This is a genomic window from Streptomyces sp. NPDC015661, assembly GCF_043077765.1.
Taxonomy (GTDB): Bacteria; Actinomycetota; Actinomycetes; order Streptomycetales; family Streptomycetaceae; genus Streptomyces.
On record NZ_JBIBST010000023.1, the window covers coordinates 45652 to 65864 of the forward strand.

15 protein-coding genes are annotated in these 20213 nt (G+C 72.2%); 6 read left to right on the plus strand and 9 right to left on the minus strand.

From position 1 onward, the window contains the following. Positions 1–14: 14 nt before the first annotated feature. Entirely contained in the window at positions 15–599 is a 585-nt protein-coding gene (locus tag ACF07V_RS37925) for a hypothetical protein (protein WP_392160610.1), read from the minus strand. A gap of 16 nt (positions 600–615) precedes the next feature. Beyond that, positions 616–1437, minus strand: coding sequence for a helix-turn-helix domain-containing protein (locus ACF07V_RS37930; protein ID WP_392160628.1), 822 nt, complete (start codon positions 1435–1437; stop codon positions 616–618). 92 nt (positions 1438–1529) lie between these two features. On the opposite strand from ACF07V_RS37930, the gene ACF07V_RS37935 reads away from it, so the two are divergent. Together ACF07V_RS37935 and ACF07V_RS37940 are read left to right on the plus strand one after the other, a co-directional pair. Then, on the plus strand, positions 1530–2345 hold the full coding sequence (locus ACF07V_RS37935) for a phytanoyl-CoA dioxygenase family protein (RefSeq protein ID WP_392160612.1): 816 nt from the start codon (positions 1530–1532) through the stop codon (positions 2343–2345). A 59-nt stretch (positions 2346–2404) separates the two neighbouring features. Then, the gene (locus ACF07V_RS37940) at positions 2405–2680 is read left to right on the plus strand and encodes a hypothetical protein (RefSeq protein WP_392160630.1); all 276 of its coding nucleotides are present in this window, start codon (positions 2405–2407) and stop codon (positions 2678–2680) included. A gap of 60 nt (positions 2681–2740) precedes the next feature. Here ACF07V_RS37940 and ACF07V_RS37945 read toward each other — a convergent pair whose 3' ends face one another. Continuing rightward, positions 2741–5203 (minus strand): glycoside hydrolase family 9 protein, encoded by a 2463-nt coding sequence (locus tag ACF07V_RS37945; protein WP_392160614.1) that lies wholly within the window; start codon positions 5201–5203, stop codon positions 2741–2743. Positions 5204–5449: 246 nt separating this feature from the next. Here ACF07V_RS37945 and ACF07V_RS37950 point away from each other — a divergent pair, with 246 nt between their 5' ends. The 3 genes from ACF07V_RS37950 to ACF07V_RS37960 all read left to right on the plus strand — a co-directional run bounded on the left by ACF07V_RS37950 (position 5450) and on the right by ACF07V_RS37960 (position 8327). Beyond that, positions 5450–6709, plus strand: coding sequence for an SLC13 family permease (locus tag ACF07V_RS37950; protein WP_392160632.1), 1260 nt, complete (start codon positions 5450–5452; stop codon positions 6707–6709). 3 nt (positions 6710–6712) lie between these two features. Further along, entirely contained in the window at positions 6713–7201 is a 489-nt protein-coding gene (locus ACF07V_RS37955) for a universal stress protein (protein WP_392160616.1), read from the plus strand. A 142-nt stretch (positions 7202–7343) separates the two neighbouring features. Beyond that, positions 7344–8327: a LacI family DNA-binding transcriptional regulator gene (locus ACF07V_RS37960; RefSeq protein WP_392160634.1), complete on the plus strand. Its 984-nt coding sequence runs from the start codon at positions 7344–7346 to the stop codon at positions 8325–8327. Between the two features lie 80 nt (positions 8328–8407). Here the strand turns inward: ACF07V_RS37960 and ACF07V_RS37965 are convergent, their stop codons facing one another. The 6 genes from ACF07V_RS37965 to ACF07V_RS37990 form a co-directional block, all read right to left on the minus strand. Further along, complete coding sequence (locus ACF07V_RS37965) at positions 8408–9901, minus strand: glycoside hydrolase family 43 protein (RefSeq protein ID WP_392160617.1); 1494 nt, start codon at positions 9899–9901, stop codon at positions 8408–8410. A gap of 368 nt (positions 9902–10269) precedes the next feature. After that, positions 10270–12255 (minus strand): beta-galactosidase, encoded by a 1986-nt coding sequence (locus tag ACF07V_RS37970; protein WP_392160619.1) that lies wholly within the window; start codon positions 12253–12255, stop codon positions 10270–10272. 26 nt (positions 12256–12281) lie between these two features. Further along, complete coding sequence (locus ACF07V_RS37975; protein ID WP_392160621.1) at positions 12282–13376, minus strand: LacI family DNA-binding transcriptional regulator; 1095 nt, start codon at positions 13374–13376, stop codon at positions 12282–12284. Continuing rightward, positions 13373–14344 carry a carbohydrate ABC transporter permease gene (locus ACF07V_RS37980; protein WP_392160623.1) on the minus strand — a complete coding sequence of 324 codons (972 nt, stop codon included), beginning with the start codon at positions 14342–14344 and terminating at the stop codon, positions 13373–13375. Before ACF07V_RS37980 ends, ACF07V_RS37975 begins: the two co-directional genes overlap by 4 nt. After that, the gene (locus ACF07V_RS37985) at positions 14341–15288 is read right to left on the minus strand and encodes an ABC transporter permease (RefSeq protein WP_392160625.1); all 948 of its coding nucleotides are present in this window, start codon (positions 15286–15288) and stop codon (positions 14341–14343) included. The genes ACF07V_RS37980 and ACF07V_RS37985 overlap by 4 nt, the downstream gene beginning before the upstream one ends. Further along, positions 15285–16964 (minus strand): ABC transporter substrate-binding protein, encoded by a 1680-nt coding sequence (locus ACF07V_RS37990; protein ID WP_392160627.1) that lies wholly within the window; start codon positions 16962–16964, stop codon positions 15285–15287. The genes ACF07V_RS37985 and ACF07V_RS37990 overlap by 4 nt, the downstream gene beginning before the upstream one ends. Positions 16965–17212: 248 nt before the next feature. On the opposite strand from ACF07V_RS37990, the gene ACF07V_RS37995 reads away from it, so the two are divergent. Then, a complete protein-coding gene (locus ACF07V_RS37995; RefSeq protein WP_392160636.1) occupies positions 17213–20065 on the plus strand; it encodes a glycoside hydrolase family 3 C-terminal domain-containing protein in 2853 nt (950 codons plus the stop codon). The last annotated feature ends 148 nt before the right edge of the window (positions 20066–20213 follow it).

The window sequence follows — 20213 nt, forward strand, 5'->3', positions numbered from 1 at the left end:
GTTCCTGCCGCCCGCTAGGCCGGCGCGCCGACTCGGCGGGTGTCCTCGGTCGCCCTGCCCCAGTCGCACGGCAATTCCGCGAAGATGCTCCGGCGGTCGGGTGCGACCTGATGGTTCCCGGTCCACGGCGTTCCGAGCAGCGGCATGCGGTAGGTCGCGGCCATTCCCTCGTCGCGAACCTCCGCGGAGTGGGTGAAGGTCCGCGTGCGCAGGCCCGGAACGGGGCCGAGCCTCTCGTGCCCGTTCACCGTGACTCCGGTGCCGTTGCTCGCCAGTACGTACTGCTCTTCCAAGAGGTACAGGGTCACGCCGAACTTGGAGATCCTGACCACGTTGTCGGCCCGACCGAACTCGCCCTCGTCCGGCTTCGCCACGATGTTCGAGTCCTGGCGTGGCGCACCGGTGAGCAGCTCGATGGTGTGCATGGCGGTCACGAGCAGCTTGTTCGTCCACCCGATGCGGCTGCGCATGAGACGACGCCAGGAGGTGACGCGGAAGGCGGCCGTCCCCTGCCAGGTGCCGGTCCCGATGTCGAAGTAAGAGACGTGATGGGGCGCGTTCGTGCGGTGTCGAGGGATGCCCTCGGGCTCCATGGTCACAATGCGCAGTATGGCATCACACTCTGTGATTGTCGGTTCGGGGCCGCCCGGCCGGGGACGTGGGTCCGTTCCTGGTGCGGATGCCGCGCGGTGACGCGCCGAGCTCCCGGCGGCAGGCCTTGTTGAACGCCTGGAGGTCGGGAATGCCGACCGAGGCGGCGACGGCGGGGATGGAGAGGGTGGTGGCTCGCAGGAAATGGCGGGCGCGTTCCATCCGGCGGGCCCGGATGTAGGCGACGACGGTCTTCCCGGTGGCGGCGCGGAAGAGCCGGGTCAGGTGGTTGTGGGAGACGCCGACGGCCTTCGCGATCTCCGGCACCGTCAGGAACTCCGCCAGCCGCGTCTCGATCAGCGCCGTCGCGGCCGCCACCGTCGGATGGATGGCCCGCGTGTTCTGCTCCCGCGGCGAAGGGAGCTGGGCGATCCGCCACAGGGCGGCCCACACCTCGGCGGCGGCCCGGGCAGGGGTGTTCGGCCAGGCGTCCAGTGCCTGCCGCAACTGTGAGGTGAGCGGACCGAGCTCGGCGCCCGCGTCCTGGATGACGGGGATGCTGTGGGGCGTGCCCGCCGAGCTCAGGCGGAGGTGGACGTAGAGGTGTTCGGACCGGCCCCGGTAGCGGTAGCGCACCTCGCATCCGGGCGGGACGAGGCTGACGCGCCCCGGGAGGATCGCGTGCGCGGTACCGTCGACCGTCAAGTCCGCCTCGTAGCCGTACAGATGGAGCTGCCACAGGTCCGGCAGCGAGAACACGTCCACGTGCCCGGCGGGTCCATGGACGCCGATGCCGACGGCGGCGAGCGCGGGGGGCCCGTCGAGAGGGGCGAGGACCGTCTGCATGGTCAGGTGTTCTACCACAGGGTGAGAATCGACCAGTAGAGAGTGAACGTGGCCCACGCGGCGGTCGGCGGGCCGGACCTAGCGTGGCCGTCATGGAGAACAGAGAAGGACTGCTGAACTCGGTGCAGATGGCGCGCTTCGTGGCGCGCGGGTCACTGCGGCTCGACGGGGTGGTGCCGGAGGAGATGAACGCCGAGGGCCTTGCCGTACTGGCGGACGACGTACCGCCCGTGCCGTACGGGACACCGCTCACCGAGGCGTACCCGAAGGACTCCTTCGTCCGCAGGCTTCTGGAACTGCCTCAGGTGGCCGGGGCCCTGCACAGCCTCGTCGGCCCGGAACCGTGGGTGGACCACCACTTCGTGCACACCCGGGAGCCCCACGGCGGCGACGCGCAGCCGCTGCACGGCGACGCCATCATCGATGTCCGGCCGGACGCCTTCGACGTCCAGCTGATGTACTACCCGCAGGCCGTGACGCTGGAGATGGGCGGAACGCTCAGCGTGCCCGGCAGCCATCTGCGGCGGATCAACGAGTCGGACACCGGTCGCTACCAGAACCTGCGCGGTCAGGACCGGTTGGTCTGCCCCGCCGGCACCGTGGTGTTTCTGCACCACGGCATCTGGCACGGCGGCCGGCGCAACGACAGCGACATCCTCCGCTACATGTTCAAGATCCGCTTCAATCCGCGGGTGCGTCAGCAGCGCCTGTGGGACACCTCGGATCTCGACGACCCGCAGGTGACCGCGGAGCTGGACGCGATGCTGCCCTGGTACGAGATGGCGACCGGCCGCCTGGAGCGGTACAACCGCATCCTGCTCTGGCGTGAGCTGACCGGCGACGACGGCTACGACCTCGACCACTGGGTGACCAGGGTCTCCAACCGCCCCAAGGAGACGGTGGCATGACGACCGAAGCGATCCTTTCCGCGCCGACGGACGGCCAGGAGACCACCACCGGCCCGCTGCTGCGGCAGCAGGTGCTCGTGCTCTATCTGGCGAGCTCGGCGCTGGACGCGTACGTCGTCGGCTGGTCGCGCTACGACGGCACCGGCCGCACCTCGCCCACCACGGGTGACAGCGACGAGCCGCCGTACGAGTCGGGGGTGGCCGCGCTCCGGGACGGCTGGCGGCTGTTCCAGGCCTCCCAGCTGATCCCGCCGTACCCGGGTCACGAGTACGACGTCTCCTTCCTCAAGCACGAGTTCTTCTTCGAGCGGATCGTCGAGGTGGGGCACCGCTGAGCACCGGGGTGAGGAGCCGCGGACACCGCCCGCGGCTCCTGGCCCCGGCGCCGACGACGCTCAGGAGCAGACCCCGCCGTTCAGCGTGAACCGCGTCGGTGCCGCGTTCGCACCCGAGTACGTCGCCTGGAACCCGAAATCGGCGCTGCCGCCGGGCGCCAGGGTGCCGTTCCACCCGGCGTCCCTTGCGGTCACCGCGCTGCCCGACTGGCTCACCGTCGCGTTCCAGGCGCCACTGATCCTCTGGTCACCCGCGAAGGTCCACCCGAGCGTCCAGCCGGAGACCGCCGAGGCTCCGGTGTTCTTCACGGTGACCGTCGCCGTGAAGCCGTTGGCCCACGAGCTGTCCACCCGGTACGTCACCGCACAGGACGCCGCCGGCGGCGCCGCGTCGTCGTCCGCCTCGGTCGCCGTGAAGGTCGCCGCCCGCACCCCGGTCCCGCCGACGCCGAACGTCGCGCTGCCCGCCGCCGCGTCCGCGTCCTGCGCGGCGGACACCGCGACCTGCTGCGCCGTAGCCCAGTCGGCGGGTGTGAACACCAGCGTGGCACCCGCCGTGGCGGACAGGTCCTCGTCGCCCGACGACCGGGCCACCGTCACCGTGACACTCTGCGCGGGCGCCGCCGACAGCCGCACCCCGACCGAGGCCGAGCCGCCCTCCGGGACGCTCACCGCGGCGGGCGCCACCTGCACCGCGGGCACCGCCGGGGCGGCGCGCCGCTCGGCGGCGAAGGCCGCCAGCCAGGCCAGCGACGAGTTCCAGTTGATCGCCACCTCGTTCGTGGAGTACGAGCCGATGTCGTCCACGTAGCACGCCGCCGGGGCGCAACCGGTCAGCCGCTCCTTCGCCACCGGGTCCTCGAGCCCCGCGTTCGGCCCCCCGGCGAACGAGCCCGGCGGCGGGTGCGGCAGCGAAGCGTCGTTCTGGTGCGCCCAGGAGCGGTGGTGCTGGTTCTCGGAGGCGCGCTCGCCGTAGCCGGTGACGTACGAGCGGTCCAGGGCGTTGCGGCCGAGCAGGTAGTCCAGCGACTCCAGTGCGCCCGCCCGGTAACGCTGTGCTCCGGTGAGCTCGTACGCGACGGCCAGCACCATCGCGTTGTTCGCCACGGCGCTGTTGGACCCCCACACGTAGCCCGTGGCGGCGATCGGCACCCCGTACCCCTGGCCGGCCATGGTGGAGAGGTGGCCGTCGGCGGCGGCGGTCAGCAGGCCGCGTATCCGGGTCACGTCGTCGGCGGGCAGGGCCACGCCGGGGACGGTGGCGAGGGTGATCCGGCCGAGGGTCGCCGTACCGCCCCACCAGAAGCCGTCGGCGGGCTTCGCGTGGTGCGGGGAGGAGGTCACGGCGTCCCGGTACTGCGCCTCGCCGGTGGTGGCGAGCAGTTCGGCCGCGGCCCAGTAGAACTCGTCCGAGACGTCGGCGTCCTCGTACGCGCCGCCGCCGGTGTTGTCCGTCGCCGGGGCGAGCACGTCGGGATGTGCCCGGGCGGCAGTCCAGGCGCGCCGCGCCGCGTCCAGGCAGCGGGTGGCGAAGGCGGCGTCGTACGGCGCGTACACCCGGGCGCACTGGGCCGCCGTCGCCGCCAGGTTCAGGGTGGCCGCCGTTGATGGGCCGTGCAACTCGCGCTTTTTGTCGTCGAGTTCGGGGCGGGTCGGCAGAGCGGTCCATTCGGCGTCATGGATCTTGTGAAAGGCCATCCCGGCCGACGGCCGGCCTTCGGGGACCTGCATCCGCAGCAGGAACTCCAACTCCCAGCGCGCCTCGTCCAGCACGTCAGGCATTCCGTTGCCGCGCTCGGGCACCCGCAACGTCGAGTCGCCGAGCGCGGCCTCGCCGCCGGAGCGGCGGGCCCGTTCGAAGGAGTTGACGACCTGCCAGGTCGCGATGCCGCCGTTGACGACGTACTTGCCCTGGTCACCGGCGTCGTACCAGCCGCCGCGGACGTCCGTCCGGTAGTCGCACACCCCGGCCTGGCAGGGCACGCTGGTGTCCCCCTTGTTCGGCGCCACGCCGAGGTGCCCGGCGGGGCGGGCGTACGCGCTGCCCGCCAGGGCCGCGTCGATCGCGATGCCACTGCGCTGCTGGTAGAAGAACGACATGCTGTCGGCGCGCAGCCCGTCGTACAGCGACGCGGAGATGTCGAACGGGTGGCCGGTCTGACCGCCGACCACCAGGGTGAACCCCGTGCCGGTGCCGGTGTAGCCGCCGAAGTCGACCAGGTGCGTCGTTTGGCCGGACGCCTGGTCGGCGCCGTGCACGGTGGTGGTGCCCGAGGCGACCTGCGTGCCGGACGCGTCGCGCAGCTGCCAGGTGAGCGGTGTGGTCGCGGAGTTGATCACGGTGGCCCGCTTCGGGCCGTCGGGGAGGTAGCCGAGCTGGTTGACCCGGACGGGGAAGTCGACGGGCGCCGCGAGGGCGGCCCCGCTCTCCGTGCGGGCGGAGTCCGCTGCGAACGCGGTGGTGGTCAGGGTTCCGGCGGCCAGGGCGAGGCCGCCGAGCACGGCGGCCGCGCGGCGTGACACGCCGCAGAAGACGGAAGGAGGCAAGGGTGGGGGCCTTCCAGGAGGGGGGACGGTGATTTGGGAGCGCTCCCACGCTTCATCAAGCCAGTGTTGTAGGTGTCCCGTCAAGATGCGTGGCGGAGTGGGTCGTTGATCCTGGCCCCAGGGGCACGGTGGCGTGTCGGCCGGATCCGGCCCAGGGGGCTGGGATACGGTCTGCCGGACTCCCTGGGGGATGTCCGACTTCGTACGGGGAAGGATGCGCGTCTGAACACCCCGCTCGCCGAAGCGCTGTCCGCGGTCCTGCTCGCACTGGTACTGGCCTGCGCGGTCATCCGGCCCTTCGGCTGGTCCGAGGCCGTCGTCGCCGTTCCGGCGGCGGCTCTGGCGATCGTCACGGGAGCGGTTCCCCTGGACGACGCGCTCGACGAGGCCGAACGGCTCGGCCCGGTGATCGGCTTCCTGGCGGCCATCCTGGTCCTGGCCCAGCTCTGCGACGACGACGGGCTGTTCCGTGCCTGTGGTGCGTGGATGGCCCGCACATCGGAGGGCCGGCCACGACGGCTGCTCAAGCAGGTGTTCCTGGCGGCCTCGGCGATCACCGCCGTACTGAGCCTGGACGCCACGGTGGTGCTGCTCACCCCCGTGGTGTTCGCCACCGCCGCGCGGCTCGGCGTGCGCCCCAAACCGCATGTGTACGCGTGCACGCACCTGTCCAACACCGCCTCCCTGTTGCTGCCGGTCTCGAACCTGACCAACCTGCTGGCGTTCACGGTCAGCGGGCTGACCTTCACGCGGTTCGCCGCGCTGATGGCGTTGCCGTGGCTGGCCGCGATCGCCGTCGAGTACGCGGTCTTCCGCAGCTTCTTCGCCACCGACCTGGACGCCGGGGCGCAGGCCGCGCCCACCACCGAGACGCCGCGGCTGCCGCTGTTCGCGCTGGTGACCGTGGGCTGCACCCTGGTGGGGTTCGCGCTGTCCTCCGTGGCCGGCGTCGACCCGGCGTGGGCGGCGTGTGCGGGAGCACTGGTGCTGGCGGTACGCGCCCTGGTCCAGCGCCGCACGACCTCCGGCGCACTGCTCCGGTCGGCGTCGGTGCCGTTCCTCGCCTTCGTCCTCTCCCTGGGGATCGTGGTCAGGGCAGTGGTGGACAACGGGCTGGACGAGGCGCTGGGCCACCTGATCCCGGCGGGTGACTCCCTGCCGGTGCTGCTCGGCCTCGCCGGGCTCGCCGCGCTCCTGGCGAACCTGATCAACAACCTGCCCGCGGTGCTGGTACTGCTGCCGCTGACCGCGCCGTCGGGACCCGGTGCGGTCCTCGCGGTGCTGCTGGGGGTGAACATCGGGCCCAACCTCACCTACGCCGGCTCGCTCGCCACCCTGCTGTGGCGGCGCATCGTGCACTCCCACGACGCCGAGGTCGAACTGAGGGAGTTCACCCGGCTCGGTGTGTACACCGTCCCGGCGAGCCTCGGCGCCGCGGTGATCGCGCTGTGGGGCTCGCTGACCGTGATCGGAGGAGGCTGACCCATGGCCGTGGTCGTCTGGATCGTGGAGGGCACCTGGCCCGCCTGTGTGGACGCCGCCCGCGCCCATGCGCCGGCGGGTACGGAGGTCGTCCTGCTGCACGTCACACCGGCCGACGTCCCGGGCGCGGCGCACGGTGCGTTCGCCGGACTGCTCGGGCGGGGCCACCCGGAACGCGACCCCGGCACCCGGGTGGAAGGCCTCGCCGCGGCATCGGCCGAAGCGCTCCTGCGGTCCGCCGCCGAGCGACTGGGTCGCCCCAGCACCCCGGTCGAGCGGACCGGGCGCGTCGAACGTGAGGTCGTCGCCGCCACCGAGGACGCCGATCTGCTCGTCCTCGCCCGCGACGGGGACCGTTCGCACCTCGGTCCGCGGAGTCTCGGTCCGGCCGCCCGGTTCGTCGTCGACCACGCGCCCTGCCCCGTCCTGTTGGTCTGGCCGGAACCCGCACCCGGACTGGGCACGATGCCGCCCCCGCCGCCGACTGATTGAACGTTGTATGACGCACCGGTCGCGATCAGGAGATGCCAGAATGGCGGCCGGCAGCAGGGAGGGGAGGGGAACCGTGGCGGACGAGCGAGCGGGAGAGCCTGCGGCGGAGGGCGCGGGGGAGCGCGGCGGCGGTCCCGTGTCGGTGACGATCGCGTTCATCGCCGAGTCCGCGGGCGTCTCGGTGCCCACGGTGTCGAAGGTGCTCAACGGCCGGACCGGGGTCTCGGACGAGACCCGTGCCCGTGTCGAGGGGCTGATCCACCAGTACGGGTACCGCAAGCCTCCCAAGAGCCGCAGCAACCTCGTCGAGCTCGTGTTCCGCGAGCTGGAGAGCATGTGGGCCGTGGAGATCATCCGCGGTGTGGAGCGCGTGGCCCGCAGGAACCGCGTCGGGGTGCTGGTCTCGGAGTTCGGACTCCGTGAACCGGTGGGCAGGACCTTCGACGACACCGTGGAGCGGCGCCCCCAGTGCGTGCTGTCGGTGGCGCAGCTGTCCGAGGCGGAGCGCGAGCAGCTGACGGCGAAGGGCATTCCGTTCGTCGTCTTCGACCCCGTCGACGAACTGCCCGACGGCGTGCCGTTCGTGGGCGCCACGAACTGGCGCGGCGGTCAGGCCGCCACCCGGCACCTGCTCGACCTGGGGCACCGGCGCATCGCCATGATCAGCGGGCCGGATCATTCCTTCTGTCTCGCCCGGCTCTCCGGTTACGTCTCCGCCCTCGCCGAGGTCGGCCTGCCCATGGAACCGGAGCTGGTGGTCAAGACCCAGCTCACGCGCGAGCACGGCTACGCCGCGGCGCGTGAGCTGCTGTCCCGCCCCGATCGCCCCACCGCCGTGTTCACCGCGAACGACATGCAGGCCCTCGGGGTCTACCAGGCCGCGCGCGAGCTGGGGCTGGGCATCCCCGACGACCTCAGCGTGGTGGGCTTCGACGACGTGCCGACCGTGGCGTGGGTGGATCCCCCGCTGACCACGGTCCATCAGCCGCTCGCCGAGATGGCGTCGGCCGCCACCGAGCTCGCCCTGGCGCTCGGCCGGGGCGAGGAGGTTCCTCAGGTGGGACTGGAGATCGCGACCACCCTCACCGTCCGGGGGAGCACGGCTCCGCCGAAGGCCGCCCCCTGACCCCGGTCGTCACGTCGCCGAAGGCCCCCTCCTGACCCCGGTCGTCAGGCCGCCGAGGGCCGCGGCCCGAGCCGCGGTCATCAGGCCGGTCGAGGCTCGTAGTCGAACCAGTCGAAGTGGACGGTGCCGGCCGCGGCGTACATGCCGATGACCCGGCCCGTGAAGCCGCCGGCGACCTCGGTCGACAGATAGCGCCCGTCGAGCGTGCCGAGCACGGTGAACGTTCCGTCCGGCTCCTCGACCCCGAAGGAGAGGAGGTCGGGTCCCGTCCGGGCGTCCGCCGGCGGGTGCGGGGCGACCTCCACGCCGAGAACCACCGGTCCGGCGGCCACCGGACGGGACGCCACCTCCGTACGGAGCGGGCCGACGCGGGCGAACACCTTCACCTCTCCGGCAGCCGCCTCGATCTCGTAGTGGTGCCGTTCGTCCAGGCGGACGGCCAGGCCGCCGCGTCCCTCCGCGGGATCGACCCGTGTGCGTGCCCCGCAGGACAGGTGCTGCTGGCGGCGGCCGACGAACACCACGTCGGGCTCGTCGAGGGAGTCGCCGGCGGCGTGGAGCGTCAGCCAGTCCGGCCGTTCCTTCGTCGTGCACAGCCGCGCGGGGCGCTCGCGCAGCGACACCCAGCAGGGCTGCAGTTCGGCCTGGTCGAAGTCGTCCCGGACCGGCACGTCGGGGACGGGGTGGAGCGGCCAGGCCGGCGCGGGCATACGGATGGTGAGCTCGCCGACGACCGGCCAGCCGTCCACCCATTCCACCGGGGCGAGGAAGGTCTCGCGTCCGAGTACGTGCCAGCCGGGGGTCCCGCCGCGCGGCCGCACGCCGAGCAGCACCATCCACCACGAGCCGTCGGGGCCCTGGACGAGATCCGCGTGGCCGGTGTTCTGGATGGGGTGATCGGTGCTCCGGTGGGTGAGGACGGGGTTGGCCGGGCACGGCTCGAAGGGGCCGGCGGGCGTCCGGCCGCGGGCGACGGACACGCCGTGGCCGCGCTCGGTGCCGCCTTCGGCGATCATCAGGTACCAGTAGTCGCCGATCCGGTAGAGGTGCGGCGCCTCGGGGGCCGCGCCGCCGGTGCCGGACCACAGCTGCCGCGGCTCGCCGGACGTCTCGCCGGTGTACGGGTCGAGACGGATCTGCGAGACGCCCGCGACGGTGCACCAGCAGGTGCCGTCCTCGTCCCAGCTGAGATCCGGGTCGATGCCGGGTACTCCGGGGAGTCTGACCGGGTCGGACCAGGGCCCGGCGGGGTCGGTGGCGGTGAAGAGCAGGTTGCCCTCTCCCTCGGCCACGTTCGTGACGATCAGCCAGAAGCGGCCGTCGTGGTGGCGCAGCGTCGGCGCGTAGATCCCACCCGACGACGCGGTGTCGGGGTACAGGCGCAGCTGGCCCGGCCGGTCCAGGGCGTTGCCGATCTGGGCCCAGTGCACCAGGTCCCGGCTGTGGAAGACCGGAATGCCGGGGAAGTACTCGAAGCTGGAGCAGACGACGTAGTAGTCGTCGCCGACGCGGCAGATGCTGGGGTCCGGGTGGAAGCCGGGGATCACGGGGTTGCTGACGGTGCCGTCTGACATGGGGACAGTTCCGTTCGGGGATCTGGATGTTCGGGACGGGGCTGTGGACGAGGCGGAGCAGGACCGCCGACGGAGCCGTGGGCAGGCTCAGGGCGAGTTCGGCCGTGTCCGCCCGCCAGGTGGACGTGGACCGCCCGCCGGAGGGGTACAGCACCTCGGCGCGGACCAGTGGCGGCCGTGGCCGCGACCATCACCACCACGAGCGGCAGCGGCGCTTCCGCACGCGGGTCGGAGCCGGGCGCGCCGAGGCGCGTCAGCCGGGCGGTGCCGTCCTGGTCGACGGCGATGTCCACCGCGAGGGCCTGATGGCCCCCGTGGATCAACCGTGGTTCGTCGGGCACGGTGGTCTCCTCCCTCGGCGACCGGTGTCAGCCGGGGCGGACGACCGCGCAGCCGCCGGGCGGCAGTTCGTGCAGGAGGCCGTCCGTCAGCAGGTCGTGGGCCGGCTCCGGGAGGGGCACGACGTCGGCCCGGTGATTGATCAGGATGTGCCAGCGGCGGCCGCCGGGGGCGTGGCGGGTGACGGCTTCGACGCCGGACGGGAGGCCGGGCAGGTCCGGCGCCACGCCGGCGTCCGCGAGGAGGCGGGTGACCAGGGCCGCGTAACCGGTGTCGTCGAGCCGCGTGGAGAGGTACCAGCCCTGCCCGGCGCCGAACCCGTGGCGGGTGAGCGCGGGCCGGCCGCCGAGCATGCCTCCGGTGTACGTGACGAGGGCCTCGGCGCCCTCCGTACGCAGGGACTCGCTCCACTCGGTGGCGCGCGAGCCGTCGGAGAGGACGGTCTCCTCGTCGCGGCGCAGTGGGCGGTACTCCTCGATCCGGATGCCCAGCGCCTCCCGGAGCGGCGCGGCCGGATAGCCGCCGAGCCGGGCGTGGAGGTGCTCGTCGACGGCGCCGCTGAACGGCTGGACGAGCAGCGTGCCGCCGTCGGCGACGTAGCGGCTCAGGTTCGCCGCGCCCGCGTCGGAGAGCAGGAGGAGGGCCGGGGCGACGACGAGCCGATAGCGGCTCAGCTCGTGCTCGGGGTGGGCGAAGTCGACCGTGACGCCGGCGTCCCACAGCGCCCGGTGGGCGCGGCGCAGCGCGGAGTGGTAGTCGAGTCCGGCCGACGGCAGTCCGTCGACCTCCAGCGCCCACCAGGCATCGGAGTCGTGCAGGACGGCGACCTCGGCCCGGACGGTGGATCCGGCCAGTTCCCCGAGGCGGGCGACCTCCTCCCCGACGGCCGTGACCTCGCGGAACGTACGGCTGTCCGGCCCCGCGTGCGGGACCATCGCCGAGTGCCACTGCTCGGAGCCCGCCCGGGACTGGCGCCACTGGAAGAACAGCGTGCCGTCCGCGCCGCGGGCGATGTGGCCGAGGCTGTGGCGGCGGATGTCGCCCGGTTCCTTGGCGAGGACGCGGTCGCCGGCGTACACGGTGTTCGTGCCCTGCTCCATCAGCAGCCAGGGGGCGCCGCCCCCGAAGGAGCGGGCCCGGTCGGCTCCGAAGGCGGTGTCGGCGGCGGCGCCCACCCCGGGAGCGGTGGGGTAGTGGTCGACGGCGACCAGGTCGACCTCGCGGCCGAAGGCCCACAGGTCCAGGTTCTGGTACCCGGGCAGCATGAGGTTGGTCGTCACCGGGCGGTCGCTGTGGGCGCGGATCGCGTCGCGCTGCTCGCGGTAGGCGGCGAGGGTCTCGTCCGACCAGAAGCGCCGGAAGTCCACGGCCTGGCCGGGGTTCTGGTGCCACTGGGTGGCGCGGGGCGGCAGGATCTGCTCCCACGACGTGTACCGCTGGCTCCAGAACGTGGTGCCCCAGGCCTCGTTGAGGGCGTCGAGGGAGCCGTGGCGGGCGCGCAGCCAGACCCGGAAGGCGGCCGCGGTGTGCTTGCACCAGCAGAGCGTCGCGTACTCGTTGTGCACGTGCCACAGGGCAAGGGCCGGGTGGTCGCCGTACCGTTCGGCGAGCGCGGACGCGATGCGGCGGGCGGCCCGGCGGTACGCGGGCGCGGCGAGACAGTAGGTGTCCCGGCTGCCGTGGGTCAGCCGGGTGCCGTCGGGGGAGACCGGCAGGGCGTCGGGGTGGGCCAGCGTGAACCAGGGCGGCGGAGAGGCGGTCGGGGTCGCGAGGTCGACGGCGACGCCGCCCGCGTGCAGGCGGTCGAGGTGCGCGTCGAGCCAGGCGAAGTCGTAGCGGCCCTCCTCGGGCTCCATCAGGGCCCAGGAGAAGACGCCGACGGTGGCCAGGTTGACCCGCGCCCGGCGCATCAGCTCGTCGTCCTCCTTCCAGACCTCCTCGTCCCACTGCTCGGGGTTGTAGTCCCCGCCGAAGGCGAGGCCGCCGAGGCGGTCGGTGAGCCGGCGTGTCGTCATGCGCGGAACCCTCCTCTGGGCTGTCGTCAGGTACGGGGGCTGCGGCGCGGGGCCGGTGCGGTGCTTTCGCGGATCACCAGTTCCGGGGGCATCACGCGCAGTTCGTCCTCGGGCTCCTCGCCCTCGGCGACCGCGGTGATCCTGGCCATGACCTGGTCGACGGCCGCCTGTCCGAGCTCCCGCTTCGGACCGGTGACGGAGGTGAGCCGGGGAGAGTGCTGCTCCGCGAGCGGCTCGGTGCAGATGGCGACGACGGAGGCGTCCTCCGGCACGATCCGCCCGCCGGCACGGAGCAGGCTGAGGAGCGGGCCGATCGCGCCCTCGTTCTGCACCACGAACCCGGTCGTGTCCGGACGGTCGGCGAGGACGCGGGACAGGGTGCCCGCCGTGCTCTCGTACGTGCCCTCGCACGGCCGGTGCAGGAAGCGCAGGCCGCGCTGTTCGGCACGGGCGCGGAAGCCGCTCAGGGTGCGCTCGGCATAGCCGGCGTGCCGCCGGTAGACGCCGCTGCCGTAGCCGACGAAGGCGACGTCGCGGTGGCCGAGGTCGGCCAGGTGGTCCGCGCAGAGCGCGCCCGCGAGGGCGAAGTCGACGTCGACGCAGGAGACTCCGGCCGGGTCGTCGGGCAGGCCGATGAGCGCGGCCGGTGTGCCCTGGGCGCGCAGGACGGCGACGCGGTCGTCGTCCAGTCGGACGTCCATGAGGATCACGCCGTCGGCGAGTCCGCTGGCGGCCACCCGCCGCACGCCCTCGGGGCCTTCGTCATGGGTGAGCAGGAGGACGTCGTAGCCGTGCTCGCGGGCCCGCACGGTGACCGCGATGGCGATCTCCGTCATCGTCGGCACGTACACGTCGGTGTCCAGCGGCACCATCAGGGCGATGATGTGCGAGCGCCTGCCGGCGAGGGCCCGGGCACCCGCGTGGGGGTGGTAGCCGAGCGTCGCGACGGCCCGCTCGATGCGGTTCCTCGTCTCGTCGGAGACGGGACGCTTGCCGCTGAGCGCGTAACTGACCGTGCTCGGCGAGACGCCGGCGTGACGGGCCACGTCGGAGAGTGTCACGAGCCCCGCTCTCCTTGTCCCGGTGCCGGCTCCGGCACCGGGGGCGGTCGCGCGGCTCATCCCTTGATCGCGCCGGTGAGCACGCCGGTGCGCAGGTGCTTCTGCACGAACGGGTACACGAGCAGCAGGGGGACGAGCGTGAGGACGACGACGGCCATCTGCAGCGACAGCGGCGCGGTCTGCGTCGCCACGTTGCCGAAGCCTCCGTTGAAGGAGCCGGGCATCCCGGTGGCCCGGTTGACGTAGGTGAGCAGGACGTACTGGAGGGGCCACTTCTCACTGTCCGTGGGCATGTAGAGCATGACGTTGAAGAAGGAGTTCCAGTACCCGACGCCGTAGAAGAGGGCGATCACCGCCGTCACCGCACGGGAGGTGGGCAGGACGATGGACCACAGGATGCGCCACTCGCCCGCACCGTCCATCCGTGCCGCGTCGATCAGTTCGCCCGAGGTCTCGGAGTAGAACGCGCGCAGGACGAGGATGTTGAAGACGGAGACCGCGCCCGGCAGGATCAGCGCCCACCACGCGCCGTAGCCGCCCAGTCCGGTGACCACCAGGAACGTCGGGATGAGGCCGCCGTTGACGAACATGGTGATGATCAGCAGGACCAGGACGAAGCGGTGTCCCAGTGACCGCGGCCGCGACAGTCCGTAGGCGCACAGGATCGAGACGACCATGGACACCGCCGTGCCGACCACCGTGATGCCGAGACTCACCAGGAGCGCGGTGAGGACGGTCGAGTCCTCCAGCATCTGGCGGTACGCCACCGTGGTCAGGCCGTCCGGCCAGATCACCAGGCCGCCGGCCCGGTTGATCGCCCCGGGGGTGGAGAAGCTGGTCAGGACGACGATCCACAGGGGCACCAGGACGACGGCGAGCGTCCCCCCGAGGGTGAGCCCCTTGGCCGCCCGGCCGACGGCGGTCGGCGGCTCCTCCCACGCCGGGCGGGTGCTTCGGGCCCTGCCGCGGGAGACCTTCGCGTCGCCGCGTGTGCGGCCGCTGGACCTGATCGTGAGCGTCTCGGTCATTTCCGGTACAACCCGTCCTCGCCGAAGGCGTGCGCCAGCCGGTTGGCGCCCCAGATGAGCAGCAGTGAGAGCACGCTCTTGAAGAGGCCCGCCGCCGCGCCGTAGCTGTAGTCGCCGGTGGCGATGCCGTAGTAGAAGGAGAAGGTGTCCAGCACGTCCGCGGCGTCGCGGCCGACCGCCTCGCGCTGGATGAGGAACTGTTCGAAGCCGACCGACAGCGCGTTGCCCAGGCGCAGCACCAGCATCAGCACGATGACTCCGCGCAGGCCCGGCAGCGTGATGTGCCACATCCGCCGCATGCGCCCCGCACCGTCCGCGGCCGCCGCCTCGTACAGCTCGCTGTTGATCGCGCTGAGGGCCGCGAGGAAGACGATGATCCCCCAGCCGGCCTCCTTCCAGATCGCCTGGGAGGTGACGAGCAGGGCGAAGGTGTCCGGGTCGGACATGATGTCCCAGGTGCCGATGTCGTGCTGCCGCAGGAAGTGGTTGAGCGCGCCCGCGCCGCCCAGCATCTGCTGGAAGATCGTGAGGGCGAGCACCCACGAGAAGAAGTGCGGCAGGTAGACGACGGACTGGACGAAGTTGCGCAGCCGCTCGCTGAGCACCGAGTTGAGCATCAGGGCGAGCGCGATCGGCACCGGGAAGAAGAGGATCAGCTGGACGAAGCTCAGGTACACGGTGTTCTGCATCGCGTCCCAGAACAACGGGTCGCCGAGGAGCCGGTCGAACTGGTCGAGGCCGACCCACTGGCTCTGCATGACCCCGACCAGCGGGTCGTACTCCTGGAAGGCGGTGACCACGCCGAACAGCGGGACGTAGCCGAACACGAGGAGCAGGACGACCGCGGGCGCGGTCATCAGGAGCAGCGACCGGTCGCGCCGCAGTCTGATCCGCCAGTTCGACCGCACCGGTCCCGCCGGACGCTCCGCCCGCGCGGTGCTCACTGGCCCGTGCCGTACTTCTCGAGGACGTTCTCGGTCATCCACTGCTTGAGCCGGTCGCCGCTGCCGGACTTCCAGGCCGAGACCGCGGCCTGCACGTCGGAGACCTTCTTCTTCCCGTGGTAGCAGTCCTTGATGATGTCCGCCACCGCCTGTGCGGCCTCGGCGGTGGCGATGGGCTGGGGCATGGTGTAGTTCATGCCCCAGAAGAGCGGCTTGGTGAGGGCCTTGACGTTGGCGGCCTGCCAGGCCGCGGCGTACTTGGTGACCTCCGCGTCGCCCGGGCTGCTGATGACGGCTGACGGGGCGGAGAGGAACGGGAAGGTCTGCGTCTGGACGAACTTCTTGCCGTCGTCCGTGTAGGTCGGCTCGCCGTTCACGCGGGTGTGGTGGACGCCTTCGACGCCGAAGTTGGCCATCGTGTACTCGGCGCTGCCGAAGGGGGCGGCCAGGTAGTTCGCGACCGAGAGCAGCTCCTCGATCTGGGCCGGCTTCAGACGGGCGTTGAGGTAGCTCATCATGGAGGTGGAGCCGCCCATGTAGACGACGGGCTTGCTCCTGCCGTCGGCGGCGAAGATGTCGAAGGCGCCGCGCCGGTAGTTCTTGTCGGCTGCGGTGCCTGCCTGGTGGTCGGCCATGTTGAAGCCGCTCGTGCCGCCGCCCTGGATCAGTACCTTTCCGCTGTAGAAGCGGGTGTTGCCGTTGGCGACGTCTCCCGCGAGCGCGTCCGGGTGCATGTAGCCGGACTTGGCCAGGCGGTGGTGCCAGTCGAGCGCCTCCAGGAACTCCTGGGTCTCGAACAGGTGGACCAGCTTTCCGTTGTCGACCCGCCACTTCAGGGGCCCGCCCCAGGAGGTGTACAGGAAGGTCCACAGGTCGTCGAAGGCCCACACCCCCCGCTTGGCGTCGGTCAGCTCCTTGCCGAGGCTCATCAGGTCGTCGGCGGACTTCACCTGGCCGGCGGTGATGCCGCGCGATTCGAGGATGTCCCGGCGGAAGAAGGTCACGCCGGGGATGGCGAAGCTGGTGGAGAAGCAGGGGATGCCGTACAGCTTGTCGCCCCACACACCGGTCTGCCAGGCGCCCGAGGGTATGGCTGCCAGGTTGGGGTACTTCTTGATCTTGTCGCCGGACAGGTGGGGGGTGAGGTCCGCGAGCTGGGTCCCGGCCAGCGCGCCGACGTTGAAGTTCGCGTTCCACCAGGTGGGCAGCTGGATCCAGTCCGGCAGCTTCTGGGCGACGGTCATGGTCGGGACGATGGTGTGGTAGTTGTTCCCGTCCGCCGGCTTCATCGTGAGCTCGACGCCCAGGGCCTTGTTCATGGCCTGGTAGAAGGAGTTGCCGGCCGGCGGGACGGTGCCCCACAGGGGTGTGACCGCCGTGTACGAGCCGCCCTTGCCGGGGACGCCGGAAACGGTCGTGGCGGGGGAGGACGGGTAGGAGAGGAAGCCCGGGTCGGTCGCGGCGTCGGGCCCGCCGGCCACGGACGGGATGTCCGGCTTGACGGAGGTGCTGGGCACATGGGCCGGCAGCGCCGCCTTGAGACCCTGCGCGGTGTTCGCGCCGCTCTTGTGGTCGCCGCCTCCGCCGCAGGCGCTCAGCAGCGGCGCCAGCGCGGCGGTCCCCGCGATCGAGGCGGCGGCGTTCACGAAGGTCCTGCGGTTCAACTCGGTTCTCATGCGGGAGGAACCCTTCTCGTCGAAGCATCGAAGCGTCGCAGCGTCGAAGCGCTTGCCTTGGCAGTCGAAGCGCTTGCCTGGCTGGCGGTGAAAGTAACGGACAAGTTTCGCGCGAAACAACCCCCTTGACGCTGCGAAAGTTTCTCTTGACGGCTTCATTGACAGCCCTGCAGGTCGATGGCACTGTCGAAGCGCTTCGACGAACGCCACACCGCCCAAGCTGCCAAGGGGTTGTCCACGTGAGTTCCCTGTCCGCCTCCGCGGCCGAACTGCCGCCCTTCCGCGATCCCGCGCTCCCACTGCCCCAGCGCGTCGACGACCTGCTCGAACGGCTCACGCTCGACGAGCGGCTCGCGATGCTCCACCAGTACGCGCCGGCCGTCCCGCGCCTCGGCGTCGACTCCTTCCGTACCGGAAGCGAGGCCCTGCACGGCGTCTCCTGGCTGGGGGAGGCCACGGTCTTCCCGCAGGCCGTGGGCCTCGGCGCCACCTGGGACGAGGACCTGGTGCGCCGGGTCGGCGAGGCGGTCTCGCTCGAACTGCGCGCCTTCCACCGCCACCGCGCGCCGGTGATCGCCCCCGACCGCGCCCCCAACAGCCTCCAGGCCTGGGCCCCCGTACTGAACCTGCTGCGCGACCCGCGCTGGGGGCGCAACGAGGAGGGCTACTCCGAGGACCCGGCGCACACCGCCCGACTCGGCGAGGCCTTCTGCCGCGGCCTGTCCGGCGACCACCCGACGTATCTGCGCGCGGCCCCGGTGCTCAAGCACTTCCTCGCCTACAACAACGAGGACGACCGCTGCACGACCTCCTCGGGGGTACGCCCGCGCGTCCTGCACGAGTACGACCTGGCGGCCTTCCGCCCCGTCGTCGCCGCGGGAGTCGCGACCGGCGCCATGGCCGCGTACAACCTGGTCAACGGCCGTCCCTGCCATGTGACCCCGCTCATCAACGACGAACTGCGCCGCTGGGCGGAGCCCACCGGACACGAGCTGTTCGTGGTGAGCGACGCCGAGGCGCCGTCCAACCTGGTCGACCCGGAGCGCTACTTCGACGACCACGCCGAGTCCCACGCGGCCGCGCTCAAGGCCGGCATCGACAGCTTCACCGACCACGGCGAGGACAGCGCGACGCCCGTCGGTCGACTCCGCGAGGCCCTGGAGCGCGGCCTCATCGACGAGACCGACGTGAACCGCGCGGTACGCCGCCAGCTCGAACTCCGCTTCCGGCTCGGAGAGTTCGACCCGGAACTCGACCCGTACGCCGGAATCGGCCCCGAGGTGATCGACTGTCCCGAGCACCGCGCCCTCGCCTGGCACGCCGCGACCGAGTCGGTCGTCCTGCTCAAGAACGAAGGCCTGCTGCCGCTCGACCCGGACCACGCACCCCGGATCGCCGTCATCGGCCCGCTCGCCGACATGCTGTGCGAGGACTGGTACAGCGGCACCCTGCCGTACCAGGTCACCGTCGCCGCCGGACTCGCCGCGGAGCTCGGCGCCCACGGCGGCGAGGTGGTCCATGCCGACGGCTCCGACCGGATCGCCCTGCGCTCCCGCACCACAGGCGAACTCCTCTGCAAGACCTCGTTCGACGTCGTCGACTGGGGCCGCGGCGTCGTGACGCTGCGCGCCGCCGACACCCGCCGCTACCTGAGCCTCAAGGACGACGCCGCACTGGCGGCGGACCAGGACGTCCTCAAGAGCTGGGAGATCCACGAGACCTTCCGCCTGGAGCAGGCGGGAGACGGTGACATACGCCTGCGCTCCGTACTCACCGGACGGTACGCCGCCGTCGACCCGACGGACGGCCGGGTGACCGTCACCGCCGAGAACCCGGACGCCGCCGAACGCTGGCGGCGGGAGCTGCTGCGCGACGGCGCGGCCGAGGCACGGGCCGCCGCCGAAGCCGCCGACGCGGCGGTCGTCGTCCTCGGCAACCATCCGATGATCAACGGCCGGGAGACCGAGGACCGGGCGGGCATCGAACTGCCCGAGGCGCAGGAGGAGCTGCTGCGCACCGTCGCGGCCGTGCGCCCGGAGACGGCGCTGGTCGTGATGAGCAGCTACCCGTACGCCGTCGACTGGGCCGACGAGCACCTGCCCGCCGTGGTGTGGACGTCCCATGGCGGGCAGGAGACCGGCCACGCGCTGGCCGCCGTGCTGCTGGGGGAGGCCGAGCCCGCCGGCCGGCTGCCGCAGACCTGGTACCGGGGAGACGACCCCCTGCCCGACCCTCTCGACTACGACATCATCAAGGCCGGCTGGACCTACCAGTACCACCGGTCGGTGCCCCTCTACCCCTTCGGCCACGGGCTCTCCTACACCGAATTCGTCCACCGCGACCTGCGCCTGTCGCGGCGGTCGATCGCCCAGGACGGCACGGTCGACATCTCGGTGACACTGGCCAACAGCGGCGCCCGGCCCGGCAGCGAGGTCGTGCAGCTGTACGTCCGGGCCCTCGACGCCCGCTACGAGGCCCCCCGGCGGCGCCTCGCCGACTTCCGCAAGGTCCGCCTGGAACCGGGGGAGAGCCAGGAGCTGACCTTCCGGCTGCCGGCCGAACAGCTCGCCCACTGGGACGTCGCCACCCGTGCCTTCACCGTCGACCCCGGAACGTACGAGATCACCGTCGCCCGCTCCGCAGAGGACCAGCTCCTCACCGCACCGCTCACCGTGACCGGGGCGGCCCCCGCACCCCGCGTGGTCGTCGGACGTCGAACCCTGACCGTCGACTTCGACGACCACGCGGACCTCACCCTCGTCGACGCCACCCGCACCAGCGGCGACGCCGTGACACCGGCCGACCCGGCGCGGCCGGCGACGCTCCTCTTCCGCGACGTCGACCTCTCCGGAGCCGTACGCGTGGAGGTCGAGGCCGCACGCGAGGACGAGGGGCCCCAGGAGGCGCGGCTCGAACTGCACGCCGGTGAGCTGCTCCTCGCGGAGATCGGAGTGCCGGTCACCGGCCACCGCCACACGTGGACGACGATCGCGGCCGAGCTCGCCACTCCGCCGGCCGGAGTCCATGACCTACGGCTGACGCTGCACGGGGACTTCCGTCTCGTCGCCTTCCGCCTCGGGACGTCCGCCAGGACCGACTGAGACCCACGGGACCGGCGGGCGGGGGGGGGGGGGGGGCCCCCCCCCCCCCCCCCCCCCCCCCCCCGGGGGCCCCCCCCCCCCCCCCCCCCCCCCCCCCCCCCGGCCGGCCCCCCCCCCCCCCCCCCACCCCCCCCCCCCCCGCCCCCCC

Excerpts from the sequence above, each read along its gene's own strand:
- ACF07V_RS37930 (WP_392160628.1), bottom strand. The coding sequence starts at position 1,437 with ATGCAGACGGTCCTCGCCCCTCTCGACGGGCCCCCCGCGCTCGCCGCC.
- ACF07V_RS37935 (WP_392160612.1), top strand. The coding sequence starts at position 1,530 with ATGGAGAACAGAGAAGGACTGCTGAACTCGGTGCAGATGGCGCGCTTC.
- ACF07V_RS37955 (WP_392160616.1), top strand. The coding sequence starts at position 6,713 with ATGGCCGTGGTCGTCTGGATCGTGGAGGGCACCTGGCCCGCCTGTGTG.
- ACF07V_RS37965 (WP_392160617.1), bottom strand. The coding sequence starts at position 9,901 with ATGTCAGACGGCACCGTCAGCAACCCCGTGATCCCCGGCTTCCACCCG.
- ACF07V_RS37970 (WP_392160619.1), bottom strand. The coding sequence starts at position 12,255 with ATGACGACACGCCGGCTCACCGACCGCCTCGGCGGCCTCGCCTTCGGC.
- ACF07V_RS37975 (WP_392160621.1), bottom strand. The coding sequence starts at position 13,376 with ATGAGCCGCGCGACCGCCCCCGGTGCCGGAGCCGGCACCGGGACAAGG.
- ACF07V_RS37980 (WP_392160623.1), bottom strand. The coding sequence starts at position 14,344 with ATGACCGAGACGCTCACGATCAGGTCCAGCGGCCGCACACGCGGCGAC.
- ACF07V_RS37990 (WP_392160627.1), bottom strand. The coding sequence starts at position 16,964 with ATGAGAACCGAGTTGAACCGCAGGACCTTCGTGAACGCCGCCGCCTCG.